This window comes from Bradyrhizobium sp. SRL28, from assembly GCF_018596315.1.
Lineage (GTDB): Bacteria > Pseudomonadota > Alphaproteobacteria > Rhizobiales > Xanthobacteraceae > Bradyrhizobium.
Genome location: NZ_JAHEAG010000002.1, coordinates 20,345 through 46,612, shown reverse-complemented (window position 1 = coordinate 46,612; position 26,268 = coordinate 20,345). Strand labels below are relative to the sequence as shown.

Annotated in this window: 22 protein-coding genes and 1 pseudogene; 12 read left to right on the top strand and 11 right to left on the bottom strand. The window is 63.3% G+C overall.

The features are described 5' to 3' along the window. The first annotated feature begins 152 nt into the window (after window positions 1–152). Window positions 153–1,100, top strand: coding sequence for a LysR family transcriptional regulator (locus tag KIP88_RS04600; RefSeq protein ID WP_214486684.1), 948 nt, complete (start codon window positions 153–155; stop codon window positions 1,098–1,100). 106 nt (window positions 1,101–1,206) lie between these two features. Here KIP88_RS04600 and KIP88_RS04595 read toward each other — a convergent pair whose 3' ends face one another. The 3 genes from KIP88_RS04595 to KIP88_RS04585 all read right to left on the bottom strand — a co-directional run bounded on the left by KIP88_RS04595 (window position 1,207) and on the right by KIP88_RS04585 (window position 5,348). After that, window positions 1,207–2,097, bottom strand: coding sequence for a LysR family transcriptional regulator (locus KIP88_RS04595; protein WP_214486683.1), 891 nt, complete (start codon window positions 2,095–2,097; stop codon window positions 1,207–1,209). 409 nt (window positions 2,098–2,506) lie between these two features. Continuing rightward, the gene (locus KIP88_RS04590; protein WP_308163225.1) at window positions 2,507–4,324 is read right to left on the bottom strand and encodes an adenylate/guanylate cyclase domain-containing protein; all 1,818 of its coding nucleotides are present in this window, start codon (window positions 4,322–4,324) and stop codon (window positions 2,507–2,509) included. Between the two features lie 52 nt (window positions 4,325–4,376). Continuing rightward, window positions 4,377–5,348, bottom strand: coding sequence for an ABC transporter substrate-binding protein (locus tag KIP88_RS04585; protein WP_214487273.1), 972 nt, complete (start codon window positions 5,346–5,348; stop codon window positions 4,377–4,379). Window positions 5,349–5,626: 278 nt separating this feature from the next. Between KIP88_RS04585 and KIP88_RS04580 the strand changes: the two genes are divergently transcribed. Next, complete coding sequence (locus KIP88_RS04580; protein WP_214486682.1) at window positions 5,627–6,475, top strand: metal-dependent phosphohydrolase; 849 nt, start codon at window positions 5,627–5,629, stop codon at window positions 6,473–6,475. Window positions 6,476–6,495: 20 nt separating this feature from the next. Here KIP88_RS04580 and KIP88_RS04575 read toward each other — a convergent pair whose 3' ends face one another. Beyond that, complete coding sequence (locus KIP88_RS04575) at window positions 6,496–7,674, bottom strand: hypothetical protein (RefSeq protein WP_249790530.1); 1,179 nt, start codon at window positions 7,672–7,674, stop codon at window positions 6,496–6,498. A gap of 237 nt (window positions 7,675–7,911) precedes the next feature. Continuing rightward, window positions 7,912–8,028: pseudogene (locus tag KIP88_RS48445) on the bottom strand (transcriptional regulator); the annotation flags it as partial. Window positions 8,029–8,316: 288 nt separating this feature from the next. Between KIP88_RS48445 and KIP88_RS04570 the strand changes: the two are divergent. From KIP88_RS04570 to KIP88_RS04540, 7 genes are all read left to right on the top strand, one after another. Continuing rightward, a complete protein-coding gene (locus KIP88_RS04570; protein WP_214486680.1) occupies window positions 8,317–8,640 on the top strand; it encodes a hypothetical protein in 324 nt (107 codons plus the stop codon). 60 nt (window positions 8,641–8,700) lie between these two features. Continuing rightward, window positions 8,701–9,483: a methanethiol S-methyltransferase gene (gene mddA, locus KIP88_RS04565; protein ID WP_249790528.1), complete on the top strand. Its 783-nt coding sequence runs from the start codon at window positions 8,701–8,703 to the stop codon at window positions 9,481–9,483. A 239-nt stretch (window positions 9,484–9,722) separates the two neighbouring features. Further along, complete coding sequence (locus tag KIP88_RS04560) at window positions 9,723–10,199, top strand: formate dehydrogenase subunit gamma (protein WP_214486679.1); 477 nt, start codon at window positions 9,723–9,725, stop codon at window positions 10,197–10,199. Then, complete coding sequence (locus KIP88_RS04555; RefSeq protein WP_214486678.1) at window positions 10,196–11,752, top strand: NADH-quinone oxidoreductase subunit NuoF; 1,557 nt, start codon at window positions 10,196–10,198, stop codon at window positions 11,750–11,752. The genes KIP88_RS04560 and KIP88_RS04555 overlap by 4 nt, the downstream gene beginning before the upstream one ends. A 10-nt stretch (window positions 11,753–11,762) precedes the next feature. Next, window positions 11,763–14,636, top strand: coding sequence for a formate dehydrogenase subunit alpha (fdhF, locus tag KIP88_RS04550; RefSeq protein WP_214486677.1), 2,874 nt, complete (start codon window positions 11,763–11,765; stop codon window positions 14,634–14,636). Between the two features lie 2 nt (window positions 14,637–14,638). After that, window positions 14,639–15,475: a formate dehydrogenase accessory sulfurtransferase FdhD gene (gene fdhD / locus KIP88_RS04545; protein WP_214487271.1), complete on the top strand. Its 837-nt coding sequence runs from the start codon at window positions 14,639–14,641 to the stop codon at window positions 15,473–15,475. After that, window positions 15,465–15,677 carry a formate dehydrogenase subunit delta gene (locus KIP88_RS04540; protein ID WP_214486676.1) on the top strand — a complete coding sequence of 71 codons (213 nt, stop codon included), beginning with the start codon at window positions 15,465–15,467 and terminating at the stop codon, window positions 15,675–15,677. Before fdhD ends, KIP88_RS04540 begins: the two co-directional genes overlap by 11 nt. A gap of 42 nt (window positions 15,678–15,719) precedes the next feature. Here the strand turns inward: KIP88_RS04540 and KIP88_RS46305 are convergent, their stop codons facing one another. Further along, window positions 15,720–15,845, bottom strand: a complete 126-nt coding sequence (locus tag KIP88_RS46305; RefSeq protein WP_374226426.1) for a hypothetical protein — start codon at window positions 15,843–15,845, stop codon at window positions 15,720–15,722. Between the two features lie 289 nt (window positions 15,846–16,134). Here KIP88_RS46305 and KIP88_RS04535 point away from each other — a divergent pair, with 289 nt between their 5' ends. Beyond that, window positions 16,135–16,500: a hypothetical protein gene (locus KIP88_RS04535; protein ID WP_214486675.1), complete on the top strand. Its 366-nt coding sequence runs from the start codon at window positions 16,135–16,137 to the stop codon at window positions 16,498–16,500. A 237-nt stretch (window positions 16,501–16,737) separates the two neighbouring features. Here the strand turns inward: KIP88_RS04535 and KIP88_RS04530 are convergent, their stop codons facing one another. After that, on the bottom strand, window positions 16,738–17,514 hold the full coding sequence (locus KIP88_RS04530) for a DUF4394 domain-containing protein (RefSeq protein ID WP_214486674.1): 777 nt from the start codon (window positions 17,512–17,514) through the stop codon (window positions 16,738–16,740). A 153-nt stretch (window positions 17,515–17,667) separates the two neighbouring features. Here KIP88_RS04530 and KIP88_RS04525 point away from each other — a divergent pair, with 153 nt between their 5' ends. Together KIP88_RS04525 and KIP88_RS04520 are read left to right on the top strand one after the other, a co-directional pair. Beyond that, window positions 17,668–18,246: a sigma-70 family RNA polymerase sigma factor gene (locus tag KIP88_RS04525; protein ID WP_214486673.1), complete on the top strand. Its 579-nt coding sequence runs from the start codon at window positions 17,668–17,670 to the stop codon at window positions 18,244–18,246. After that, the gene (locus KIP88_RS04520; RefSeq protein WP_214486672.1) at window positions 18,243–18,995 is read left to right on the top strand and encodes an anti-sigma factor domain-containing protein; all 753 of its coding nucleotides are present in this window, start codon (window positions 18,243–18,245) and stop codon (window positions 18,993–18,995) included. Before KIP88_RS04525 ends, KIP88_RS04520 begins: the two co-directional genes overlap by 4 nt. Before the next feature lie 153 nt (window positions 18,996–19,148). Here KIP88_RS04520 and KIP88_RS04515 read toward each other — a convergent pair whose 3' ends face one another. From KIP88_RS04515 to KIP88_RS04500, 4 genes are all read right to left on the bottom strand, one after another. Next, entirely contained in the window at window positions 19,149–22,085 is a 2,937-nt protein-coding gene (locus tag KIP88_RS04515; RefSeq protein ID WP_214486671.1) for a bifunctional [glutamine synthetase] adenylyltransferase/[glutamine synthetase]-adenylyl-L-tyrosine phosphorylase, read from the bottom strand. After that, window positions 22,082–23,548, bottom strand: coding sequence for a HAMP domain-containing sensor histidine kinase (locus KIP88_RS04510; RefSeq protein ID WP_214486670.1), 1,467 nt, complete (start codon window positions 23,546–23,548; stop codon window positions 22,082–22,084). The genes KIP88_RS04515 and KIP88_RS04510 overlap by 4 nt, the downstream gene beginning before the upstream one ends. Then, on the bottom strand, window positions 23,532–24,212 hold the full coding sequence (locus KIP88_RS04505) for a response regulator transcription factor (RefSeq protein WP_214487270.1): 681 nt from the start codon (window positions 24,210–24,212) through the stop codon (window positions 23,532–23,534). The genes KIP88_RS04510 and KIP88_RS04505 overlap by 17 nt, the downstream gene beginning before the upstream one ends. A 374-nt stretch (window positions 24,213–24,586) precedes the next feature. Further along, window positions 24,587–26,185, bottom strand: coding sequence for a Do family serine endopeptidase (locus tag KIP88_RS04500; protein WP_214486669.1), 1,599 nt, complete (start codon window positions 26,183–26,185; stop codon window positions 24,587–24,589). Between the last annotated feature and the right edge of the window lie 83 nt (window positions 26,186–26,268).

Sequence of the window (26,268 nt, the reverse complement as noted above, 5' to 3'; positions counted from 1 at the left end):
ATAGAGCAGGCACGTCAGGACAGCTCCCGAGGCCGTCCCCCACCGCGCCAGTTTTTCAATCTTGCCCGTACTGGCAGGCTATCGCGCAAGCCAATCAGAGTTGGCCGGCACGGGCAATTGCCAAATTCTCACCGGCAGCATAACATCAGGTTATGCCTGACCTCCGGCGGAAGCTGCCCTCCAGTCACGCGCTGTTCGTCTTTGACGCGGCGGCGCGCAATGGCAGCTTCACGGCGGCGGCCGCCGAACTGAACGTCACCCAGCCCGCAGTAAGCCGGATGCTCGGACAGTTCGAGGACTATCTCGGCGTTCGGCTGTTCGACCGTACCAATGGCCGCGCGGCCCTGACGGAAGATGGCGAGATCCTCTATCGCCACGTATCGGATGGATTTCGCAGCATCGAAGGCGGCCTGATCGAGATCGACCGCCGCCGCAAGGGCACCGAGACGGTCACGCTCTCGGTCTCCTCGGCGTTCACCACCCATTGGCTGATGCCCCGCATCGACAAACTGCAGCGCCAGTTTCCAACCGTCGATCTCCGCTTCCAGCTTATTTCCGGTCCGCTGCGCGGGCCCGTCGACAATGTCGATCTCGGCATGCGGTTTCGCGATCGATACGATCCCGCGCGCAACGGCGCGCTGGTGATGAAGGAAGTCATGCTGCCGATCTGCAGCCCGGCCTATCGCGACGCGGACAGCCCGGATGGACCGATCGAAGCCAACACCATCATTCGCCTCGCGGATACCCCCGGTGATTGGGCGGCGGAATATCCGGCCTTTCTCACCAGACGATCCGGACCCGCCAAGTCGCTGAGTTTTTCCGACTATGCGGTGGTGGTGCAGGCGGCGTTGCTCGGCCAGGGCATTGCGCTCGGCTGGCTCACGGTCGCAGCCCATTGGCTGCTGACCGGCGCCTTGGTCCCGGCCTCGGAAACGCTCACCACGACACGGCGGCTTTGCGAACTGGTGCACCCGCACGACCGACCGATCCGGCCGGTCGTCGGCGAGATCCGCGACTGGATCATCGAGCAGATGCACACCGACATGGCCGCGATCGACCGGCTCTACCCGCGTCTGCGGCTGATGCCGGCGAGCTATTAGAGCGTTTTCAAGCGAAGTGGGGACCGGTTCGCGTCAAGAAAACGCGTCAAACCAAGAATCCGGAGCCCCGTTTCGATTCAATCGAAACGGAAAAGGCTCCGGCGATCTATTCCAGCGTCGGCGCGACTTCGCGGGCGACCTGCACCAGCGCTGCGATCAGAGGTGTCATCGGATCGCGCTGCGGGATCACCAACCCGACACTGTAGTCGACGACGGGATCGACGATCGGAATGCTGCGGATGGTATCGGCCAAGCCCAGCGTCTCCGCGAGTTTTGCCGGCATCACGCTCGCCCAGCGTCCGGTCTTTACGTGCGTATAGAGGACCACGAGCGAGTTCGACGTCAGCGTCGGCGTGGCCTCCGCACCAACCGACGCCAGTGCGCGATCGATGATGCGGCGGTTCTGCATGTCCGGCGTCAGCAGGCACAGCGGAACCTGGCCTACTTCCTTCCAGGTGACCTGCTTGCGATCGCCGAACATGGCATCGGGCGAGGTCAGCAGGCGATAGCTCTCTTTATAGAGCGGAATGGTGCGCACCTTGCCGATCGGTTCGTTCTCGATATAGGTCAGCCCGGCATCGACCTCGAGATTTTCCAGCAGGCCCAGCACGTCGGCCGAGGTGCAGGACTGAATACGAAAGCGCACGTCGGGGTAGCGCGCGCGGAACGGCGTCGTCAGCGACGCCACCATGCCGAGGACGGTGGGGATCGCGGCGATCCTGATCTCGCCGGAGAGCTTGTCTTTGAGGCTGTTGATCTCCTGCCGCATCGCGCGGGTGTCACCGACGATGCGCCGCGCCCAGTCGAGGGTGCGTTCGCCCTCCGGCGTAAAGCCCTGGAACCGTGACCCGCGCTGGACCAGCATGACGCCGAGAATTTCCTCGAGCTGCTTGAGGCTGGTCGACATGGTCGGCTGGGTGACGCCGCAGGCCTCCGCAGCCCGTCCGAAATGCCGCTCCTTTGCGAGCGCCAACAGCAGTTCAAGCTTGTCGATCAAAGCGATAGTCCCAGGAAGTGTGGTGGCAAAGGCGGTCGCCCGGTGGCCAGAAATAGCACGGACCGGCGGCCATCAATACGTCAAAAGCGGCGGCCGGAGGGCTCGATTTCAGCGGTAATTCGGGTCTCATATCGCCTCATTTTCGAACCTTATCAACGTCATCGCGACGAGCAAAGCCGGCAACGCAATCCACGCCGGGCGCAGGCGATGGCGGCGAGAACAACGTGAGCTCGTCATACCCCGCGAAAGCGGGGGTATCCAGTACGCTGCGGCCTACCGATTCGATCACTGCTGTCTCTGGAATACTGGATCGCCCGCCCCAGTGCGCAATTGCGCACAAGGCGGGCGATGACAGTTGAACATGAGGCAGGGCGGCGACCTCACGGCCCTGATCGCCCGAGGACTGCATTCAGCCAGCATCTGCCGGAGAAAGCTTCGACGCCATTCTACCAAATCCTGCTTCAACCGGTCGAACGTCAGCAGGCTGGAGCGGACAGTCGAGATGCGGCAGCGGCCCGGCGCTGCGAACCACCGCAAAAACCTCCAGAGCACGATCGTAGCCCTTGATGGCCCGCTCTCCGATGGACGCAAGGGCAATGCTATCCTTGACATGCCCGGTGACAACCGGATCCACCAATATCTGCGCATCATCAGCCAAATCGCAAAGCCGCGATGCCAGATTGACGACGTTTCCGATGGCTGTGTAGTCGAGGCGTTCGTGCCAGCCGAGCGTTCCGACGGTCGCAGGTCCCATCGCGATGCCCACGCCGAACCCCATGGCGCAGCCACGGGCGTTCCAGGCCCCGGCCAGGGATTGCACGGCAGCTTGCATGTCGATCGCAAGCCGAACGCCGCGCTGCGCCGGGTTCGCGCAAGCAACCGGCGCGTTGACGAGGACCATCACACCGTCACCGGCGAAGCGGATCAAGGTCGCCTCATGGCGGGCCGTGACGGCGCCAATGGCTTCATAGTACTGCCTCAGCACGGCCAGAATAGCATCGGGCTCGGCACGCGCGGTAAACGCGGTGAAGCCGCGCAGATCGCCGAAAATCGCGACCACCTCCCGCCGCTGTGCGTCCAACAACCGCTGATCGGAGTGCTCAACCAATTCAGCCACCTGCGGGGCAAGGAATTGCTTCAGGCGATTGATGCGCTCGGACTTCTGCTGTGAAGCCCCAAGCTCCTCCGCCATCTGGTTGAAGCGGATCGCCAATTGCTGCAGCTCGTCGCCGCTTTCGATCGTGACGCGATGGTCGAACTGCCCCATCCCGATCCGTTCGACGCCGGCCTCCAGTTGCCGGATCGGTCCCCACATCCGGCAAGCCCGCCAATAGGCGAGGACAAATGCGAAGGCGATGCCGATGGCGATGAGCACCAGAGAACGCCACAGCGCGGCGCGGATCGATTCGAACGCCTCCCGGACCGGCTGCTCCGCGATGACAGTCCAACCCACGTTGGGGGCACGCACCGAGAGCGCAACGACGGGCTTGCCGTCCTCGCCGGTCGTGGCAACCGCCGATCCGTTCGCGGCGTTGACGACGGACTTGAGGCGGTCGAAATCCCCTGCCCCGGCACCGCTGCGCAGCACAAGGCTGATGTCCGGATGGGCGATCAGACGCCCGGAGTCGTCGACGACAAGGGCATGTCCGGTGTCGCCGATCTTGATCGCCGCGATGATATTCCAGATCAGTTTCAGGTTGATATCGGCAACGACGATCCCGGCGGCTGCGCGGTTTCCCGCAACCGCGATCCGCATGTAAGGCTCGGAATCGCGCTGATAGTGCACCGGACCATACCAGACGCGGTTGGCGCGCGCGCCGACAACCGCGGGATCCGCCGACATATCAGCGCCGCGGCCGGTTCTGTTCATGCTCACGCGGGATACGAAGACGCGTTCGGTGCCGGTCGGGTCGACCATCGAGAGCGAGACGATCGCCGGCACCTGCTGCAATAAACGCAACCCGTCGATCCTGCGCCGGTCGTCCTCGCCCGCCGTCCAGGGAAACTGCACGACCCAGCCGAGCTGATCGCGTATCCCGTCGGTGAACGCCTGTATCCGGTCGGCCGCCGAGCGGGCCTCGACCTGAAGGAGTTCATTGAGATCGAAGCGATTGTCGCGAAACGCGAACCAGGCTTCGGTCGCGGAACCAAGCACGAGCGGCGTCACCACTGCGACAAACAGCGTGACGAAGTACTTCATGAACAGGGAGCGGCGCGGACGGGTCACCAGCGAAAAATCCGATGAAAAGAGTTTTAAACCAATATGAGATGCGCCGGGGTCATTCGATCACCCGATTGGCGCGGAAAAGAACTGAAGATTTATCCAGGTCGATACCGAGCCGTTCAGCCGTCCTGAGATTCACGACCAGTTCGAATTTGGTCGGCTGAAAAACCGGGAGATTGGCGGGCTTTTCGCCGCGCAAGATCCGGTCAGCATAAGTCGCTAGCCAGAAATAGGTCGCCCGCTGGTTCGCGCCGTAGCTCAGAAGTCCGCCGGCATCGCAATACTCGCTCCAGCCGAACATCGACGGCAGCCGGTGCGCGATGGCGAAGTCCGCAATTTTGGCCCGGTGGACCAGCGTGAGGACGTCCGGGAAGACGAGCAACGCGTCGGCATGCGCGTCTCCCACCGCTGCCAGTCCCTTGTCCAGCTCGCTTTTGCCGGCAAAGGGAACGTAGACGGTCTCGATGCCCAGCGCCTTGGCGGCCTCCCTGGTCGCGCGCCACTCCGATTGTTCTCCCGGATGAAGACTGTTTGAAAACACCGCAAGCCTGCGCACAGTCGGCACGGCTTCCTTCAGCAGTTCGACCCGTTTCCCCGCCAACTCAAGAGAAAGGAAGGTCGAACCCGTGAAATTGCCGCCCGGCTCCCCGAGGCTCTTGACGAGGCCCAACTCCACGGGGTCGCCGCTCAACGCAAACAGGACCGGAACGTCCGTTACCGCCGTCATCGCGCGCGTCGCCGGGCCGCTCGACACGGCCAGGTCGATGTTCCCTCGCTTCAGTTCGGATACGACCTCGCGGAGTGCCTGCGGATTGCCAGGCGCATAGTGCAGCTCAAAGGTAACGTTCTTTCCCTCGACGTAGCCCCGCGCCCGCAATCCCTCCCGAAAACCGGCCAGGAACGGGTCGGGCTGGGAATCGGTGGATACCCAAAAGATGCGATAAACTCTTGTCGAATCCTGAGCGAATGCGGCGGCTGGCCACGCCATCGCCGCTCCCAGAAACGCAATGAAATCTCGTCGGTCCATGCCGGCCAATATGGCTCGAACAGACTTGCCGCGCTTAGAGCCGATGTTCAGATAATCTGAAGATAATCTTGATTTTGGCTTCTTAGGCCGTGCGCGGCCGCGGCCGACGCCGTTCTACCAGGAATACGTCACGGCAGCTGACCCACCGTCAAATCTGCTTTGCGCTGTCGCTTTGGCGGCTCGACCCGGTCGATATCCGGCCTGCCCGCGCGCGGCGTGCTATCGTGCGGCGCCGATGCATCCATCGCCGCTGTCCCACAACTGAGTTGGGGGTTCTCATGATCACAATCCCGGAACTGGTCGCGCAAGCTTTGGGTTCATTCCTGGCTTCAGATACCAGAAGCAGGTTTGGCTCCTCCCAAGCCCGACTGGCTGAATATCTCCCCTATGCAGCCAGGCTCACATTGGAGTGCATCGGCAACAGCGACGCCCTGTATCACAACATCGAACACACCATGCTCGTGACCCTTGCCGGCCACGACATCCTCATGGGCCGGACGATGCTGCGGACAACGACACCGGACGATTACACCAATTTCATCGTAGCGTGCCTCACCCACGACATCGGATATGTTCGCGGAGTGGTCCAGGGAGATGACGGGGATTCCTATGTCGCAGATCTCGGCGGCCGTACCATTCGCCTGCCACGCGGTTCATCCGATGCCGCGCTGGGGCCCTACCATGTGGACCGCTCGAAGCTGTTCGTCTTCGAGCGGCTCGACGCTACCGAAGAAGTTGATGCGAGCCGGATCGCCAGGGCAATCGAGTATACGCGATTTCCCTATGTTGCTTCATCGTCAAACGACGAACTGAACGAAGAAGAGGGCCTGCTGCTGCGCGCGGCCGACCTCATCGGGCAACTCGGCGACCCCAACTACCTGAAAAAAGCGAATGCCCTGTTCTACGAATTTGAAGAAGTCGGAATGAACAAAACGCTCAACTACGAGACGCCGGCAGACGTTGTCTACAGATATCCGCAGTTCTATTGGAACAACGTCGCTCCGCAGATCCAGACGGCAATACGCTATCTCAATGTCACGTCGAGCGGACGGCAGTGGATAGCAAACCTGCACAGCAATGTTTTCCGGGCCGAGCGTGAAATGAACTTGTCCGGCCCGCAGCCGTGATCACGAGACGGTGGTTTGAGCTAGGCCTTTGCAACACCGGCTACACGCAATCCTTCGACGAACCGATTGATGAAGCCTATATCATTGCAGAAGAAGAACTCCTGTCGCGCCGTTTCAATGTTGTAGTTTGGCTTGCGTTGCAGCAGTTCCGCAGCCACCGTTTCGGCCTGCGCCCGATCCCCGAGAAGACCGAGCGACGCTGCAAGTGTCGCAAACGCCTGATAGGTCGCATTGGGCTGCCGTGTCGCCCGCCTCGCGAATTCGACTGCTATGTCATACTCGCCCAGGGAGAAGTGCGCCCAGGAGCGGACATGGTGGAAAGCAGAAATATGGCTGTCGCGCGGACTGAGCATGATTGCCCGATCGAGCAGGGTTTCCGCCTCGATCTCCCGTCCGTGCCACAGCATGTTGAACCCTTGGGCGAAATAGGCCTGCGCAAAGCTCGGATTGAGCTCCAGCGATACGTCGAGCGCCGCCAGCGCCTCGTCATTCTGATGGGTCAGGCACAAAGCGCGTCCGAGCGCGCAGTGGCAGAAGCAATCGAGCTCGTCGAGCGCCACCGCATGGCGCCCCTGGCGCAACGCGGTTTCCAGCCGCGCCGCGCGATCTTTCGGTTCGTCAATGAACGCGCGTTGAATATTGACGTAGCTGAGAGCGCCATGGCCGCGCGCAAAATTCGGATCGGCGGCAATCGCACGTTGAAAATAGGTTTCGGCCGAGTCGAATCCCGGGGTGGTGAAGCGCCACAGATTCCATAAACCGCGCTGGTAGCAATCCCAGGCATCCAGGCTTTCCGGCGCCTTGCGGGCAGCGAGCTGCTGCTCGACCTTCGACAGCTCGGGCTCGATCGTTGCGGCGATCTGCCGTGCCATCTCCTCCTGGATATCGAAAATATACTCCAGCTGCAGGTCGTATTTATCGGCCCATAATTGCTTTCCATCCGCCGCGCGGACGAGTTCCGCCGTTATCCGCACAGCATCGCGGTTCTTGCGAACGCTGCCGACCAACACATACCGGACGCCCAGCAACTCACCGATTTCGCGTGCATCCACCACCCGTCCCTGGAACGCAATGGTCGAGTGTCGCGAGATGACCGAAAGCCACCGGTTACGGGCGAGAAGACGAATAATGTCCTCCGTCAACCCATAGCTGAAGTAGTCGTTCTCGGGGTCATCAGACATGTTCCCAAACGGCATCACGGCGATGGACGATCGCGTGACGGCCTCCGCCTTTACGGATTCCGAGACGACATCATCGAGGCGGGACACTTCGGCAGAAACCGAGACGCGGCTTGGAACGGTGCCCGGCCCGTCGGAAACAAGCCGAGCCGCCTCCACATCCGTTTTCGGCGCGTCGATGGCCTGAACATCGCCGACGAAGCGGAAGCCACGCTTGTGCAACGTCCGAATAAGGGCCTGGTCGTTTCCGTTGTCGCCAAGCGCACGCCGGGCGCCATTGATGCGGCTGGAGAGCGCCGCCTCGGAGATGATCCGGCCGTTCCAGATCGTCTCGATCAGCTCATCCTTGCTGACAATGCGGTCGTGGTTGCGCACCAGATGAACGATGAGATCGAATACCTGGGGCTCAATATGTACCGCTTCCCCAAGCCGGCGCAGCTCCTGCTGGCTGAGGTCGATCTCGAACTCGGAGAATCGGTACTGTAATACCACTTCTGTTAATCCGGCACGAGGCTCCGCCCATGTCAGGCGGTTCGCGTTACAAAACTAAGCAAAAACAGTCGCTTCCGGAGGAAAAACAAAGGTCCTCTCAAGGAATCCGCCAAGCAGGAACAGGCAGCTCAATCTACAGACGGGCCAATCATCGTTCAATCGGAGATGACCATGATCGGCTTGTTGCTCAATCCCACCAAGACGGATTTTTCACCAGAAGGCTTGTTGCCGCACGAGCGCGCCATGCACCCCCGCGCGCGGATCCACGCAAGCAGCGTCGCCAGCCCGCTCGTGCCGACCGCGCGCCTGAGGCGCCTTCTCGACGGCTGGATTGCCGCCGCCCGCGCCTACCGCGAACGGCAAGCCGCCTGGCTCGCACTGCACCGGGCCGGAGATCGCAACTTGAACAACAAGCGCATCTACCGCGGTCCGATCGATGACGCCCTCGAAAGAGCCGCGCGCCTCCGCAAGCGGAGACGCCTCAAGCAGTCCTGAACAAGGCAATTGCCCCAAGACAATTTCCCGACGTCAACATTCCAACCAAGGAGATTTGAGATGTCGATTACGATGCACACCGGACCGAACACGGCCCCTCCAGCCATCAGTTCTCTTGCAACGCGGCTGCTTACCCTCTGCTACGGCGGCCTCGCCTATCTGATTTTCTTCGGCACGTTCCTCTACGCGGTCGGCTTCGTCTCGGGATATGTCGTACCCAAGACCGTCGATACCGGTTCGACGTCCTCGCTGACGACGGCCCTGCTGGTCAATTTGGTGCTGATGTCGATCTTCGCCGTGCAACACAGCGGCATGGCGCGGCAGGGCTTCAAGAAGCTGTTCACGCGCTTCGCGTCGCCTGCAATCGAACGCTCGACCTATGTGCTGCTGGCGAGTCTCTCGCTGATACTGCTGTTCTGGCAATGGCAGCCGATGCCCTCGGTGGTCTGGAACATCGAAGACCCTGTTCTCGCCGGCGTCGTGACCGCGGGCGGCTTCCTGGGCTGGCTCATCGTGCTCTACAGCACCTTCCTGATCAGCCATTTCGAACTGTTCGGATTGACGCAAGTCGTCTCCCATTTCGCTGGCCGCGTGGTCGAGCCGATGAAGTTCAAGACGCCCGGCCTGTATAGCCTGATCCGGCATCCGATCTATCTCGGCTTCATCATTGCCTTCTGGTCGACCCCGACGATGACGCTCGGCCATTTGCTATTCGCTGCGGTGACGACGACCTATATTTTCGTCGGCATCTATCTCGAAGAGCGCGATCTGGTGGCGATGTTCGGCAGTGAGTATCGGCGCTATCGCGAAAAAGTGGCGATGCTGGTGCCGGGCATTTTCTGAGAATAACGATTAAACGTGCAAGACGCGCTCGCCAGGACAGACTTGGCGGGCGCGTTCCGCTGCGGAACATGACGATAATCAGGCGTTAACCAACCAATCCGCGCGGCATCGGCTCATAGGCTTTGCCTATGTCCTTGTCTTGATTGCGTTTTGAAATCGCAACATGGGACAGCTTTATTGATATTCCTCGCGTCTTCCTTACTCATCGGAATCCACAACCTCTGATGAGAAACGCGGAAATGACATCGGCATACGAACCATGGAATGAAGCGCGCGGCGCCGAGATCATCGCCGAACACGACAAGCTCGAGGGCCCGACGCTGGTGATCCTGCACGCGATGCAGGAGGCGTTCGGTTACGTGCCGGAGCCCGCCATTCCGATGATCGCTTCCGCGCTCAGCCTGTCGCGGGCCGAGGTCCATGGCGTGTTCACCTTCTATCATGATTTCCGCCACGAACCCGCCGGCCGCCATGTGCTGAAAATCTGTCGTGCCGAGGCGTGCCAGGCCGCAGGCGGCGACGCGCTCGCCGCGCGCGCGGAAGCCAGGCTCGGCATATCGATCGGAAACACCACCGCCGATTCGCGCGTCACGCTGGAGCCGATCTATTGCCTCGGGCTATGCGCCACCGCGCCGTCAGCGATGCTGGATGGCCGCATCGTCGGACGGCTGGATGAAGCGCGCCTCGATGCGCTGGTGGCGGAGACGCAGCGATGACGATTCGCATCTTCGTTTCCCGCGACGCCGGCGCCATCGCCGTCGGCGCCGATGAAGTGGCTACCGCGCTGGAGCAGGCTGCGGTCAGATCGGGCATCGCCATCGAGATCGTCAGAACGGGATCGCGCGGGCTCTACTGGCTCGAACCGATGATCGAGGTCGCGACCTCTCAAGGCCGTGTCGCGTTCGGACCGGTGACGGCGGCGGATGCGCCATCGGTGTTCGATGCGATGGCGAGCAATGGACCGCACGCCCTGCGGCTCGGCCTCGCGGACGAAATTCCCTGGCTGAAGCGGCAGACCCGTTTGACGTTTGCGCGTTGCGGCGTGATCGATCCCCGCTCCGTCAGGGATTACCGCGCCCATGACGGCTACAAGGGGCTGGAGCGGGCGCTGACGCTGACCTCGGACGAGATCCTCGCAGATGTCACCGCGTCCGGACTGCGCGGGCGTGGCGGCGCCGGTTTCCCGACCGGCATCAAGTGGAAGACGGTGGCGCAGGCCAGCGCCGACCGCAAATACATCGTCTGCAATGCCGACGAAGGCGACAGCGGCACGTTTGCCGACCGCATGATCATGGAGGGCGATCCCTTCGTCGTGATCGAAGGCATGACGATCGCAGGCGTCGCCGTCGGCGCCACCAAGGGCTACATCTACATCCGCTCGGAATATCCGCACGCGGTTGCGGCGATGAACGCCGCGATCACGGCCGCCCGGCGCACCGGCTATCTCGGCGAGCGCATCGTCGGCTCCAACCACAATTTCGACCTCGAAGTCCGGGTCGGTGCCGGCGCCTATGTCTGCGGTGAGGAGACCTCGCTGCTGGAAAGCCTCGAGGGCCGCCGCGGCATCGTCCGCGCCAAGCCGCCGCTGCCGGCGCACAAGGGCCTGTTCGGCCGGCCGACCGTGATCAACAACGTGCTGTCGTTCGCGGCAATCCCCTTCATCCTCGATAACGGCGCGAAGGCCTATGCGGATTGCGGTATGGGCCGCTCGCGCGGCACCATGCCGATCCAGCTTGCGGGCAACATCAAGCACGGCGGACTGTTCGAGGTCGCTTTCGGCATCACGCTCGGAGAACTGATCGACGACGTCGGCGGCGGCACCGCGAGTGGCCGCCCAGTGCGCGCCGTGCAGGTCGGTGGACCGCTCGGCGCGTATTTCCCCCGCTCTCTGTTCGATACGCCGTTCGACTATGAAGCGTTCGCCGCGCGCGACGGGCTGATCGGCCATGGCGGCATCGTGGTGTTCGACGACAGCGTCGACATGGCGAAACAAGCGCGGTTCGCGATGGAATTCTGCGCCGTCGAATCCTGCGGCAAGTGCACGCCGTGCCGGATCGGCTCGACGCGTGGCGTCGAGACCATCGACAAGATCATTCGCGGCGAGCGCACATCCGAAAACCTCGCCGTGGTCGAAGACCTCTGCAACACCATGAAATTCGGCTCGCTGTGCGCGCTCGGCGGCTTCACGCCCTACCCGGTGCTCAGCGCATTGAAACATTTCCGGGAAGATTTTGGCCCGGCGCCGGCCACCCTGCAGGCGGCGGAATAGGAGACTGACAATGTCCTTGATCGAGGAAATCGACTTCGGCACGCCCCGCTCGAAATCCGAAACGATGGTGACGCTCACCATCGACGGCAACAGCGTCACCGTGCCCGAGGGCACCTCCATCATGCGCGCGGCCATGGAAGCCGGCACGCAAATCCCGAAATTGTGCGCGACCGACATGGTCGACGCGTTCGGCTCCTGCCGCCTCTGCCTGATCGAGATCGAGGGCCGCGCCGGAACGCCGGCCTCCTGCACCACGCCCGCCATGAACGGCCTTGTCGTGCACACCCAGACCGAGCGGCTGAAGAAGCTGCGCAAGGGCGTGATGGAGCTGCACATCTCCGACCACCCGCTGGACTGCCTGACCTGCGCCGCCAACGGCGATTGCGAATTGCAGGACATGGCCGGCGCGGTCGGCTTGCGCGACGTGCGCTATGGCTACGAGGGCGAGAACCATGTGTTCGCCAAGTCAGAGGGCTGCACCAACGACAACTGGATGCCGAAGGACGAGTCCAACCCGTACTTCACCTACGATCCCTCGAAATGCATCGTCTGCTCGCGCTGCGTCCGCGCCTGCGAGGAAGTGCAAGGCACGTTCGCGCTGACGATCTCGGGCCGCGGCTTCGACAGCCGCGTCTCGCCCGGCATGAGCGAAAGTTTTCTCGGCTCCGAATGCGTGTCCTGCGGCGCCTGCGTGCAGGCCTGCCCGACCGCGACGCTGACGGAAAAATCCGTCATCGAGATCGGCCAGCCCGAGCATTCCCTCGTCACGACCTGCGCCTATTGCGGCGTCGGCTGCACCTTCAAGGCGGAAATGCGCGGCGAGGAAGTCGTGCGCATGGTGCCCTACAAGGATGGCAAGGCCAATCGCGGCCATTCCTGCGTCAAGGGCCGCTTCGCCTGGGGCTACACCACCCACAAGGAACGCATCCTCAAGCCGATGATCCGCGAGGACATCGCCGATCCCTGGCGCGAAGTGTCATGGGATGAAGCGTTCAATTTTGCCGCGGCGAAGTTCAAGGGCATTCAGCAAAAGTATGGCCGCGACGCCGTCGGCGGCATCACCTCTTCCCGCTGCACCAATGAAGAAACCTATCTGGTGCAGAAGCTGATCCGCGGCGGGTTTGGCAACAACAATGTCGACACCTGCGCCCGCGTCTGCCATTCGCCGACCGGCTACGGCCTGTCGACCACCTTCGGCACTTCGGCCGGCACGCAGGATTTCGACTCGGTCGAGCATACAGACGTGGTCATGGTGATCGGCGCCAATCCGGCCTCCGCCCATCCCGTATTCGCCTCGCGGCTGAAGAAGCGGTTGCGCCAGGGCGCCAAGCTGATCGTGCTAGATCCGCGGCGCACCGAAATGGTGGAAGGGCCGCATATGAAAGCACTGCATCTGCCGTTGATGCCCGGCACCAACGTCGCCGTGCTCACGGCGCTGGCGCATGTCATCGTCACCGAGGGCCTCGTCGACGAAGCCTTCGTGCGCGAGCGCTGCGACTGGAGCGAGTTCGAGGAATGGGCCACCTTCGTGGCGCTGCCGAAGAACAGCCCGGAAGCAACCGCGATCATGACCGGCGTCGATCCGAAAGTGCTGCGCGAAGCCGCACGCCAGTTCGCCACCGGCGGCAACGGCGCGATCTATTACGGCCTCGGCGTCACCGAGCACAGCCAGGGCTCGACCACGGTGATCGCGATCGCCAACCTCGCGATGGCGACCGGCAATATCGGCCGGCCCGGCGTTGGCGTGAACCCGCTGCGCGGCCAAAATAACGTTCAAGGCTCCTGCGACATGGGCTCGTTCCCGCATGAGCTGCCCGGCTACCGCCACATCTCGGGCGACGCCGTGCGCGACCAGTTCGAGGCGATGTGGAACGTCAAGCTCAATCCCGAGCCGGGCCTGCGCATTCCCAACATGTTCGACGCCGCGATCGAAGGCACCTTCATGGGCATCTATGTGCAGGGCGAGGACATCCTGCAGTCCGATCCCAACACCAAGCATGTGGTGGCGGCGCTGTCGTCGATGGAATGCGTCATCGTACACGACCTGTTCCTCAACGAAACCGCGAACTATGCGCATGTGTTCCTGCCAGGATCGACCTTCCTGGAGAAGGACGGCACCTTCACCAACGCCGAACGGCGCATCCAACGCGTCCGCAAGGCGATGACGCCGCGTAACGGCCTCGCCGACTGGGAGGTCACCATCGGCCTTGCCAAGGCGATGGGCTTTGACATGCGCTACAACCACCCTTCCGAGATCATGGACGAGATCGCGGCGCTGACGCCGACCTTTGCCGGCGTCTCCTACGCCAAGCTCGACGAGCTCGGCTCGGTGCAGTGGCCCTGCAACGAGAAGGCGCCGGAAGGCACGCCGGTGATGCATATCGACGGTTTTGTACGCGGCAAGGGTAAGTTCGTGGTCACCGAGTATATCCCGACCGACGAACGCACCGGACCACGATTCCCGCTGCTGCTGACGACGGGGCGCATCCTCAGCCAGTACAATGTCGGCGCACAGACCCGCCGCACCGAGAACGTCGTCTGGCATGCCGAAGACCGGCTCGAAATCCACCCCCACGACGCCGAGCAGCGCGGCGTGCGCGACGGCGACTGGGTGCGGTTGGCGAGCCGCGCCGGTGAAACCACGCTGCGCGCGGAGATCACCGATCGCGTGGCGCCGGGCGTGGTCTACACCACGTTCCACCATCCGGACACGCAGGCCAACGTCATCACGACGGAGTATTCGGACTGGGCCACCAATTGCCCGGAATACAAGGTCACGGCGGTGCAGATTTCGCCGTCCAATGGTCCAAGTGACTGGCAGAAGTCTTATGACGAGCAGGCTCGTCATTCGCGCCGGATTGCGCCGGCGGAAGCTGCGGAGTGAGCATGCACGACCCGGTCTTTGCTGCCGATCGGCGGGTCTGGCGCGATGGCCGCGCCAGCTCCGGCACGCGCCAGATTCCGGAAGAGACCGCATTGGCACTGACCTATAATGGCGGCACCTATGCGGTGATGATGGGCACGCCCTGCGATCTCACCGATTTCGCCATCGGCTTCAGCCTGAGCGAAGGCATCGTGCATTCGTCCGGCGAGATCGAAACTCTCGATATTGTCCCGCTCGACGACGGCATCGAGCTTCGGATGTGGCTAAAACCCTCCAGCGCCGAACTCGTCAATGAGCGGCGGCGGCATATCGCAGGTCCTACCGGCTGCGGGATTTGCGGCGTCGAGTCGATCGCGGAAGCCGTCCGCCCCGCCGTGATCGTGCCGAAGGGGCGCACCTTCGCGCCATCAGAGATCATGGCGGCGATGGCAAGCATCAACGCCCTGCAAGCCATCAACATCGTGACACGCGCGGTGCATGCCGCCGCGTTCTGGACGCCGGCACGCGGCATCGTCGCTCTGCGCGAGGACGTCGGCCGTCATAACGCGCTCGACAAGCTGGCCGGCGCGCTGGCGCAGGAGCAAGTTGAGGCCGCCGACGGCATGGTGCTGCTGACCAGCCGCGTCTCGGTCGAGATGGTGCAGAAGACCGCGGCGATCGGCGCGCCGCTGATGGTGGCGGTGTCGGCGCCAACGGCGCTGGCGGTGCGGACCGCGGACGCTTCCGGCATCACGCTCGCCGCCATTGCCCGGTCAGACGGATTTGAAATCTTCACGCATCCGGAGCGGATTGCGCTCACACAAGATGCTGGCGTTGCGGAGGCTACCCATGTCGCCTGATCGGCTGATCTACATGGCCAATCAAATTGGAAAATTCTTTCAGAGCCAGGGCCATGACAAGGCGGTGCCCGGGATCGCCGATCACATCAAGAAGTTCTGGGACCCACGGATGCGCAAGGCCATCTTTGCCCATCTGGACAGCGGCGGCACCGGGCTCGATCCCAATGTCCGCGACGCCCTCGAGACGCTGAAGAAGGCGTAGGCAGCGATCCCATAGTTCTCCAGCAGATCGTGCCACGGTGCATCAGAACCAGAAGCCAAAGGTGCCATTGAGCACGCGACGCGCTTTCACCCACCGAACGCCGCGCAGCTTATTCAGCGGCGTTGATTTGATCGCGGTCCATTCATAGTCACTGAGTTCGTAGCCCATGATTCGAGATTCCAGCTTGGAGCTTTAATCACGCCCACGGCGACACCATCAACCCGCAACGGTCCGTGGCAGTGCTGATAATGCTCTGAATTTACTTCTGCTTTCCGGGCATAGCGGACGTGGCCGGGCTTGCTGCTCGCTCGCCCCTATCGCGATAGACCCCTAGCAGACCTAGCCTCCTTTGCTGTATCCATCCCCGGTGCCTATGTGAAGCCGTTTTTGCATGTTTCATTCTTGCGGAGAGCAAGCATCGCTCGCTGTTTAATCGAGCTGTGCGACAGGAGCGTTCGTGGGCAGTGACCAGATAGCTGAGATCGCGCCCGGCGTGAGAGAGGTACTCGCCGGCGGCCCCTCTTGGTGCGCGACATTCGAGATTTCTTCCGATCCAAATAGGTGGGTTCAATTCACCGCAGGCACAATAAACGCGGCCTATCCCCACAATGAGGCCCCTGAGTCCCGTCTCGGTGAATTGGGATCATTCGCGTTGGAGGAATGGGAGCCGAACAAATACATCAATGGAATGCTGGCACTTGAAGACGCCAGGTCGGTCGCCTGTTGGATCGATCATTATTTTGTTGCGATTCTTGGTTGTGACTGGGACTACTCTGTTGATGTGCTGTTGGAACGTCTGTGGGACGCGCAAGGTCGATCGTGACTGGTGCGACCGCTATTGGCACATCGCGTCATTTCGCTGCGTTTCGGAATTTGGTCGCTATTGGGGTATTGCGGACATCGACCAAACCGCAACGACCAATCTCGATTTTTGAGTACGCACCCTGGCACCGGCTTCGCGGGAAGCGCCCCTCACCCCAACCCTCTCCCCGCTAGAGCGGGGCGAGGGAGAAGTGAGCGGCTTCGCGCCAAACTACGTTCTTCGTGCTTCAGGAATTTCCTACATTCCCATGATGGCGATGTCCTTGACCGTGCCGCTGACGCCGGCGATCTTTGCGGCCTCGGTCGCCTTTCCGGTGGCAAGGTCGATGCTGTAGAGCGTCCCGTCCGCCATCAGCCAGGCTTCGTTCTTGCCGGCGCCATCGGACCAGATGTCGAATGCGATGCTATTCGCCTTGATTCCGAGTTTGCCGATCGCGCCGAGCACGCCGTCATTCGGCGGGGCCTGCTTGATCAATCCACCGATGGTCGCATCGATGTTGAACAAGGCCGTCTCCTTGGCGCCCTTCACCGAATTGGTGTAGGCGCCGGCGACGATGTTCGGCTTCTCGCCCTTGTGCATGTCGCTGTCGGCATATTTATGGTCGCCGTCCTTGGTCACCTTGCCGTCATCGACATTGGCACGCAGGTTCATCCCGTCCGCGCCCATCACGCGCAGGCGGTCCGCCACCGGGTTGAAATCGACCGTCGCGGCCACGCCCTTGGCAAGCATGGTGTCGAGCTTCGACTTCACCGTGGCCTTGCCGTCCGTCGCGATGGTCACAATGCTGCCATCGTCGACCAATCCATAGAGCACGCCGTCGGCCGGACGGACGTCGATGCCGACCAGCGCGCCGGAAATGCCGGTGACCTTGACGGAGCCGGTCGCCTTCTTCTGTGCGGTATCGACCATCGCGATGGTGTCGCCGCCGATCAGGGCCGCGACCTGCGCGGCATTTGCGGCTGCGGATGACAGCAATAGTGCGGCCGAAGCGGCGAAAATTGAGCGAAAATTCATCGTAAAGCTCCCTCTGTTCGAATGATCCTCTCGGGACCAACACAGCGGGTACCGGCGGCGCGGCGAAACGGATGCAGCACACCAAAAATAATTTTCGGCACATGCATCCAAATGCCGCATCTCAAGGTAGAACAGCTATGCAAAGGCATAGACATGACCGGAAATGGCACCATCACCGCGAGCCTGCAGGCTCCCGACCTGCGCGATCAGGAGCGCGAGGCGCAGCTTGCCGCGGCTCTGGCGCGCTGCGCGGCCGGCGACCGCACCGCATTGCGCGTGATCTACGACAGCGAGGCGCCGCGCATGGTCGGCATCGCGCGCCGCATCCTGTTCCGGCAGGACCTTGCGGAAGAGGCGGTGCACGACGCCTTTATCCGGATCTGGCGCGGCGCGGCCGGCTTCGATCCGCGCCGCGGCAGCGCGCGCGGCTGGCTCTATGCGGTGGTGCGCAACCGCGCGCTAAGCATTCATCGCGATGAGCACCGCTATGAAGCATCAGACGAAAGCGTCCAGGATGTCGACTGCGAGGCCACCCTGTCGCGGATGCCGGAGACCAGCGCGCTGCGCCGGTGTCTCGAGCAGATCGACCGCCCCCGCCGCGACGTGGTGGTGCTGGCCTATGTTCACGGCATGAGCCACGGCGAATTGGCAGGACGGCTCAAGGTTCCGCTCGGCACGGTCAAGAGCTGGGTACGGCGCAGCCTCTTTGCGTTGCAGGAGTGCATGGGATGAGCCCGCACGACGCCGATAACGCCATGGCCGCCGATTACGTGATGGGCCTCCTGGATGGTGCGGAGCAGGCCGCCGCCGAACAGCGCATCGCGACCGACCAATCGTTTGCTCAGGCCGTCAGCGCGTGGCGGGATCGGCTTGCGGACCTCGATCTCACGGCCGAGGAAGCCCCACCGAGCCCGGAGCTTTGGCAGCGCGTTGCGGATGCAACCAGAATCGCGCCGATCGACGCCCTGCCCTCCGCACGCGCCGCACTGCGTGGCGCCACATTGTGGGACAACATCCGGTTCTGGCGCGGTCTCGGTATCGGCGGCACTCTCGCCGCGATGCTGTTTGCGGTGATCATGATCGGCGCGTTGACAACGTCGCGTCACCTTCGCAACGACCTGATTGCGCTGGCGCAGAGCAAACCCGTCTACGTCGCCGTGCTGGTGAACGACACGACCAAAGAGGCCGGAGCCATCGTCAACGCATTTTCGAATGGCCGCGTCGAGCTCATTCCGTTACGCCCGATCGAGGTTCCTGCCGGCCGTACGCTGCAGGTCTGGACGCTGTGGGATCGCGCCGTTGGCCCGAAATCGATCGGCCTCACCGGTCAGTCGCGCACGCTGCAGCTGAATTTGGAGTCGTTGCCGGAAACCGTGCAAAACCAGCTGTTCGAGATCACGCTGGAGCCTGAGGGCGGCTCTCCCATCGGACGACCGACCGGCCCGATCCTGTTCAAGGGCAACGCGGCACGGGCCTTGTAGTCGCTTTCGAAGCATCCTGTAGCCCGGGTGGAGCGAAGCGAAACCCGGGGATCTTGCAAGCGGCCAGACTGCCCCCGGATTGCGCTTCGCTCCATCCGGGCTACGGGAGTTGATGGGTATCGCTTCGCTCCACCCATCCTACGAACTCAAGCCCTACCCGCCCCCCACCAACGCCAGGAACACCCGTCGCACCTCGCCTTGCGTCTCGCGCACCCTCGCTTCCAGCGCCGAGAAGTCAGGCGTATCGCCGGCGCGCGCCATCACGTGCAGGAGATTATCGCCCGAGGTTTCCGGGTTGAACTTGCCGGTGACGCAGAGCCTGATGATCTGCGTCAGGTCGTGATAGAGCCGCGCCGCCGAGCGCAAGATCTCGGCGTCGGACTGCGGCAGCACGCCGAGGCGCGCGGCGTTGTCGAGCACCTGCAGCGTGGAGACGCTGAGGATCTCGGGTTTCTCCGAGGCGTGCACGAGCTGCAGATACTGGGCGATGAAATCGATATCGACGAGCCCGCCGGCGGCGAGCTTGAGGTTCCAGATGTCGTCCTCGCCCTTCTCCTGCGCAATGGCCCGCCGCATGTCGGCGACGTCGCCCGCGGTGGAGGCCGCGTCGCGCGGCCGCGTCAGCACGCTGCGAATGATGGCTTCGATCTTCTCGCGGAACGCCGGTGAAGCTGAGATCACCCGGGCCCTCGTCAGCGCCATGTGCTCCCAGGTCCAGGCTTCGCGTTCCTGGTAGTCGGCAAAGGAATCGATCCGCGACGCCAGCGGCCCCGCGCGGCCCGACGGGCGCAGCCGCATATCGACGTCATAGAGCACGCCATAATTGGTCCGCGTGGTGAACGCCGAGATCAGCCGCTGGGTCAGCCGCGCGAAATACTGCGCGCCGTGCAGCGATCGTTCGCCGTCGGAATCGGGATTATCCGCGTCGAAATCATACAGCAGGATCAGATCAAGGTCGGAGGATGCCGTCATCTCGCGGCTGCCGAGCCGGCCCATCGCGAGGATCGCGGTCTCCTGCCCCTTGATGCGACCGTATTGCGTGGCGAACTGATCCCTGACCAGACCGTGCACGGTGTGCACGATGCCCTCGGCGACGTCGGCAAAGGCGACGCTGGCCTGCTGCGCGGACACCGTGCCGGACAGGATACGCGTGCCGATCAGGAACAGGCTTTCCTGGCCGAACAGCCGCAGCCGGTCGAGGAAATCTTCGTAGGAGTCGGCGTCCTTCAGCGTCGTCGCCAGCCGCGCCGACAATTCCTTCCGGTCGGGCATCGCGCCGAAGAAACGGGGATCGATCAGGCCGTCCATGATCTGCGGCTGGCGCGCCAGCGTGTCGCCGAGCCGCGGCGCCGCGCCGAGGATCAAGGCCACCAGCGCAACCAGGTCGCGGTTCTCTCTCAAGAGAGAGATGAGCCGGCCGCCGCGCTGCAAGGCGCCGAGAAAGCGATCGAACGCGGTCACGGCGTCATCGGGATCTTCGGCATGCGCCAGCCCGTCGATCAGGCCGGGCACGAATTCGATGAAGGCGGCCTTGGTCGCTTCGTTGCGAAGCGCGCGGTAATTGCCCTGCATCCAGAGCTGCAGCGTTCCGGCCACCGCGACCGGCTTCTTGAAGCCGAGCGTCGCCAGATGATCGAGCAGGCGCGCATCCTCTGGCCCGGCGGCATAGTTGACCTGCGGCAGCTGCACCGTGCCGGTCGGATCGCCCTCGAACAGCTTGCCGTAATGTCCCTGCACGATGTTGAGATGGCCGAGCAGATCCTTCGCGAAGGTTGCCCGGCTCTCATAGCCGAAGAAGTTCGCAAAGCGCTCCACGGCCTCGGCATCTTCGGGCACCGCATGGGTCTGCTCGTCCGCGATCATCTGCAGCCGGTGCTCGACGCGGCGCAGGAACTCATAGGCCGCCGTCAATTCGTCAAAAGCCTGAAAGGTGATCCAGTTGCTGGTGGCCAGCACCTGCAACGCATGCAGCGTGGGGCGCACCCGCAATTGCGGGTGGCGGCCGCCGGCAATGAGCTGTTGCGTCTGCGCGAAAAACTCGATCTCGCGGATGCCGCCGCGGCCGACCTTGACGTTATGGCCTTCGACCGAAATCTCGCTCTGGCCGCGATAGGTCTGCATCTGCCGCTTCATGTCATGGACGTCGGCGAGTGCTGCAAAATCCAGATGCTTGCGCCAGACGAACGGCGCAAGTTCCGCGATCAGCGCCTCGCCGGCCCTGGCGTCGCCGGCGCAGACGCGCGCCTTGATCATCGCGGCGCGCTCCCAGGTCCGCCCCTCCCGCTCGTAATAATGCAGCGCCGCCTCGGTCGAAATCGCGACCTGCGTCGACGCCGGATCGGGCCGCAGGCGCAGATCGACGCGGAACACATAGCCGTCGCCGGAGCGTTGCTGCAGCAGGCGGGCCAGCGCCTGCGTCACCCGAACGAAAAACGGCGCCGGCTCGATGTCCTGCGACAGCGAGGTGGCGGCAGGATCGAAAAACACAATCAGGTCGATGTCGCTGGAATAGTTCAGCTCGCCCGCGCCCATCTTGCCCATCGCGAGCACGATCAGGCCGGAGCCCTCCTCCGGCCGGTCATGATTGAAGGCGGTCATGCGGCCGCGCGCGACCTCCTGGCGCAGCAGGAAGCGCAAGGCGGTCTGCACGGAGGTTACCGCCAGGTCGGTCAGCTCCGCCGTCACCCGCATCACCGGCCAGACCCCGCCGATGTCGCACAGTGCGATCAACAACGCGGCCTCGGACTTCATGCGGCGAAGCAGATGCATGACGTCTGCCTCGCCCGCGGCGGCGAGCACGTCGCGCGAGGTTTTCTCGGTCAGCGCGGTGAGATGCTGTTCCGGGTCGCATGCCAGGAGGCGGATCAGCCGCGCGGCATCGGCGCGGATCAGGTCGAACAGGTACGGCGAGAACTCGGCAATACCGAGCAGGATGGCCCTGGCGGGCGGACGATCCAGCCATGCGCCGATCTCAGCCGCCTGCTCCGGCTCCAGTTCGGCGAGCCAGTCTCCCAGGTGTTGTTCGGCATTGCTGCTGGCGGTAACATACGGCCCGCTCACGAACCGCGCGGCCAAGGCGGAGGAATTCATGCCACCTTCTGTGGCACATCCGGCGTTTGGGCCGCAAGCCTGTCACCCGCGGCGGATAGCGCCGGGATGACCAGCGTCGCGGTCAGGCCAGGATGCGAATCGCTGAGCCTGAGCTCACCACCGTGCAAGGTCGCCACCGCGGATGCCAGGCTGAGGCCGAGGCCGGAACCCGGCAGCGTCCGGCTCGCTTCCAGCCGCACGAACCGCTCGACCGCGTGCTTGCGATCCCCTTCGGGAATGCCGGGCCCATGATCGGTGACGCTGAGCAGCACATGGTCGTTCTCGCGCCGCGCCTCGATCAAGATCTCCCGGGTGCGCGCGGCAGCGACGGGATCCAGCGGCTGTACCACCGGCGACGGCTTGCCGTATTTGATGGCGTTCTCGACCAGATTGGCTAGCGCCTGGCTGATCAGTTCGCGGTTGCCATGCAGTCGCGCGGTCGCGGCCCTGACGCGCAGGGTCATGCCGTCGTCTTCGGCCAGCGGTTCATACAATTCCTGGATGCCCTTGGCGACGTCGGCCGCGTCGAAATCATCCATGTTGCCGCGCGCCTGCCCGGACTCGGCGCGCGCGATCATCAACAGCGCGTTGAAGGTGCGGATCAGGCCGTCGGATTCCTCGATGGTCCGCTCCAGCGCAGCGCGGTATTCGGCCTCGCTGCCGGAACTCGCCAGCGCCTCCTCGGCGCGGTTGCGCATGCGCGTCAGCGGTGTCTTCAAATCATGGGCGATGTTGTCGGAGACTTCCTTCAGCCCCGTCATCAGCGCCTCGATGCGCTCCAGCATGGCGTTGAGGTTTTCCGCGAGGCGATCGAGCTCGTCGCCGCTGCGCCCGACCGGCAGGCGCCCGGAAAGGTCGCCGGCCATGATGCGCCTGGTGGTGCCGGTCATGGCGTCGATCCGCTGCAGCACCCGCCGCGCCACGAAGATGCCGCCGCCGATGCCGAGCACGATGACGACCAGCAGCGACCATTGCGCGGCGTTGGCGACGATGCCGAACAGCCGGCGGCGCTCTTCGAGGTCTCGGCCGACCAGCAGGCGAAAACCGTTGGTGAGTTCGGTGACGCGCACCAGCGCGCGATGATCCGCCGTGTCCTGCTCGTCGAGCCGGCGATAGCCGGTTTCCGACCAGCCGATCGAGGCCATCACGCCCGGCGCCAGCGCGCCGACATTGCCGCCGATCGCTTTCCCCTCAGGCGTGGTGACGAGATAGAGATTGGCGCCCGGCCGCAGCGCCCGATATTCGATCGCACGCACGAGGCCGACCAGGCCGCGGCGCGTGTAGATGTCGACGATCTCGGTGGTTTCGGCGTTCACCGTGGCGGTGATCTGCTCGTTGATCAGCCGTCGCGTATTCCAGGCGAAATAGCCAAGCAGCGACGCCGCAAACAGCGCGAACAAAAACAGATAGACCAGCGTCAGCCGGAACGCCGTGGTGCGGATCAGTTTACCGAAGGCCGTCACGGATCATGTATCCGGCGCCACGGATCGTGTGCAGCAAGGGCCGCTCAAAACCCTTGTCGATCTTGGAGCGCAGCCGCGAAATATGCACATCGATGACGTTGGTCTGCGGATCGAAATGATAATCCCAGACGTTTTCCAGAAGCATGGTGCGCGTCACCACCTGGCCCGCATGCTTCATCAAATATTCGAGCAGGCGAAACTCGCGCGGCTGCAACGTCAGCTCGTCCTTGCCGCGGGCGACCCGGTGAGAAAGGCGGTCGAGTTCGAGATCGCCGACGCGGTAGGTGGTCTCTTCGGCAGGCCCGACATTGCGGCGCGACAGCACCTCGACGCGCGCCTGCAATTCGGCAAACGAATAGGGCTTTGGCAGATAATCGTCGCCGCCGGCGCGCAGACCCTTGATGCGGTCGTCGACCTGGCCGAGCGCGGAGAGGATCAGGACCGGCGTGTGATTGCCCTTCTCGCGCAGCGCGCCGATCACCGACAGGCCGTCGCGCTTGGGCAGCATGCGATCCACCACGAGCACGTCGTAATCGCCGCCGTCGGCCATCGACAGGCCCTCCTCGCCATCGCTGGCGAGATCGGCGACATGGCCGACTTCACGGAACGCCTTGACCAGATAGTCGGCGGACTCGCGGTCGTCTTCGATGATCAGCAGGCGCATTTGCGGGGCAGTTGCGGTCACGGGGTGCATGCTTTCTCTCACCATGGCGCGGCCGCCCTGCACATGCAAGGCGACCGGCCAACTTCAAAAGAATGGGATGACTTTCCTTCGAAAAATCATCCCATTCTATCTTCTTGTCCGAGCATGATCTTTTCGGAAAACCGGTTTCCACTTTTCCGGATCATGCTCCCAAGTGAAAAAAGCGGGCGGTGAAGCTGGGGGACCTCACCGCCCCTAGGACCTTCCGACGGAGGGGGGCGTATTCCGCAGGAAGGTTGCCTGAGGGAGCGAGTTTTGGACCCGCTCCCCGGAAGGAGACGTCGGCGGGGGCGACGAATGCCGGCGAAACCCTCCATCTGATATCTAGTCCTCGTTTATCCCTTCGCCAGCGGCACCGCGACGAAGCGCGACGAACCGCCGCTCTTCACGCGCATGAGAACGCTGTTCTTGTTCTCGGTGCGGGCGGCGTCGATCGCCTCACGCACCTCGCCGGCGCTGGCGACGCTCTTGCCGGCAACCTCAAGAATGACGTCGCCTTCCTTGAAGCCGCGTTCGGCCGCCGCGCTCTTTGGGTCGACCTCGGTGACCACGACGCCTTCCCTGCCGGCGCCGGCCACGCTGTTGGCGGGGGCAACCGTGAGGCCGAGTTTCGGCACGCCGGTTCCCTTGCTCAAACCACCCTTGTCTTCCTTGTCGGTGTCGGCCTTGGCCTCGATCGTGTTCGGCAACTGGCCGAGTGTGAGGTTGATGACCTTGTCCTGGCCCTTTTGCAGAACGTTGAGCTTGACCGCGTTGCCCGGCGCGAGACCGCCGATGGTGCGGGCGAGCTCCTTGGCATCCTTGACCGGCTCGCCATTGACCGCGGTGATGACGTCACCCGACTGGATGCCGGCCTTCGCTGCCGGGCCATTGGCCTGCGGTTCCGCGACCAGCGCGCCTTCCGCTTTCTTCATGCCGAGGCTGTCGGCGATGTCTGACGTCACCGGCTGGATCTGGACGCCGATCCAGCCACGGCTGACCGAGCCCTTGTCCTTGAGCTGGGCGATCACGCTCTTGACCGTCGAAGCGGGAATCGAGAACGCGATGCCGACGCTGCCGCCGGACGGCGAATAGATCGCGGTGTTGACGCCCATCACTTCGCCATTGGTGTCGAACGCCGGACCGCCGGAGTTGCCCTTGTTCACGGGCGCGTCGATCTGGATGAAGTCGTCATACGGGCCGTTGCCGATGTCGCGGCCGGAGGCCGAGACGATGCCGGCGGTCACGGTGCCGCCGAGGCCGAACGGGTTGCCGACCGCGAGCACCCAGTCGCCGATTCGCGGCTTGCTATCGGACAGCTTGGCGAACGGGAAATCCTTGCGGCCCTCGACCTTGATCAGCGCGAGATCGGTGCGCGGATCGGTGCCGATTACCTTCGCGGTGTAGGTCTTGCCGTCGTCCATCGTGATCTCGACCTTGTCGGCGCCGTCGACCACGTGGTTGTTGGTCACGGCAAAACCGTCAGCCGAGATGAAGAAGCCCGACCCCTGACCCGTCACCGGGCCACGGCCGCTACGCGGTCCGCCGCGCAGGCCCGGCGGCAAGCCATCCGGACCGCCGAAGCGGCGGAAGAAACGCTCCATCGGCGAACCCGGCTGGAACGGCGAGTCGTCGTCCTTGTTGGCGCTGTCGTCACCCTTCGCGGTCTTCTCGGCGATATTGATCTTGACCGAGATCACCGACGGCTTCACGCGCTCGACGATGTCGGCGAAACCGATCGGCCGCTCGACCTTGCGGACTTCGGTGTTGACCTGCGCATGGGCCGCGCTGGTGAAGACATCGACCGGGCCCTGCTGCGGCGAGAATCCATAGACGGCGGCGCCGAGGCCGGCGACGACGGAAGCCATCAGCGCGAATTTGCGCGCGGAGAACAGCGAACGGCGTGGCGCGCCGTGAGACGGAAGCTGGGAAAGATCGACGGGGCGTTCGGTCATGTTTCTAAAATCTCCAGAGAACCTGATTTCGACGGTGCGGGGCTGGGCACCTGACAAGACGGAAGATGGGGTTTGCCGCCTTA

Bases quoted from the DNA above. Each gene is read 5' to 3' on its own strand.
- KIP88_RS04600 (WP_214486684.1), top strand. From the start codon at position 153: ATGCCTGACCTCCGGCGGAAGCTGCCCTCCAGTCACGCGCTGTTCGTC.
- KIP88_RS04585 (WP_214487273.1), bottom strand. From the start codon at position 5,348: ATGGACCGACGAGATTTCATTGCGTTTCTGGGAGCGGCGATGGCGTGG.
- KIP88_RS04580 (WP_214486682.1), top strand. From the start codon at position 5,627: ATGATCACAATCCCGGAACTGGTCGCGCAAGCTTTGGGTTCATTCCTG.
- KIP88_RS04570 (WP_214486680.1), top strand. From the start codon at position 8,317: ATGATCGGCTTGTTGCTCAATCCCACCAAGACGGATTTTTCACCAGAA.
- mddA (WP_249790528.1), top strand. From the start codon at position 8,701: ATGTCGATTACGATGCACACCGGACCGAACACGGCCCCTCCAGCCATC.
- KIP88_RS04560 (WP_214486679.1), top strand. From the start codon at position 9,723: ATGACATCGGCATACGAACCATGGAATGAAGCGCGCGGCGCCGAGATC.
- KIP88_RS04555 (WP_214486678.1), top strand. From the start codon at position 10,196: ATGACGATTCGCATCTTCGTTTCCCGCGACGCCGGCGCCATCGCCGTC.
- fdhF (WP_214486677.1), top strand. From the start codon at position 11,763: ATGTCCTTGATCGAGGAAATCGACTTCGGCACGCCCCGCTCGAAATCC.
- fdhD (WP_214487271.1), top strand. From the start codon at position 14,639: ATGCACGACCCGGTCTTTGCTGCCGATCGGCGGGTCTGGCGCGATGGC.
- KIP88_RS04540 (WP_214486676.1), top strand. From the start codon at position 15,465: ATGTCGCCTGATCGGCTGATCTACATGGCCAATCAAATTGGAAAATTC.
- KIP88_RS46305 (WP_374226426.1), bottom strand. From the start codon at position 15,845: ATGGGCTACGAACTCAGTGACTATGAATGGACCGCGATCAAATCAACG.
- KIP88_RS04530 (WP_214486674.1), bottom strand. From the start codon at position 17,514: ATGAATTTTCGCTCAATTTTCGCCGCTTCGGCCGCACTATTGCTGTCA.
- KIP88_RS04525 (WP_214486673.1), top strand. From the start codon at position 17,668: ATGACCGGAAATGGCACCATCACCGCGAGCCTGCAGGCTCCCGACCTG.
- KIP88_RS04520 (WP_214486672.1), top strand. From the start codon at position 18,243: ATGAGCCCGCACGACGCCGATAACGCCATGGCCGCCGATTACGTGATG.
- KIP88_RS04515 (WP_214486671.1), bottom strand. From the start codon at position 22,085: ATGAATTCCTCCGCCTTGGCCGCGCGGTTCGTGAGCGGGCCGTATGTT.
- KIP88_RS04505 (WP_214487270.1), bottom strand. From the start codon at position 24,212: ATGCGCCTGCTGATCATCGAAGACGACCGCGAGTCCGCCGACTATCTG.
- KIP88_RS04500 (WP_214486669.1), bottom strand. From the start codon at position 26,185: ATGACCGAACGCCCCGTCGATCTTTCCCAGCTTCCGTCTCACGGCGCG.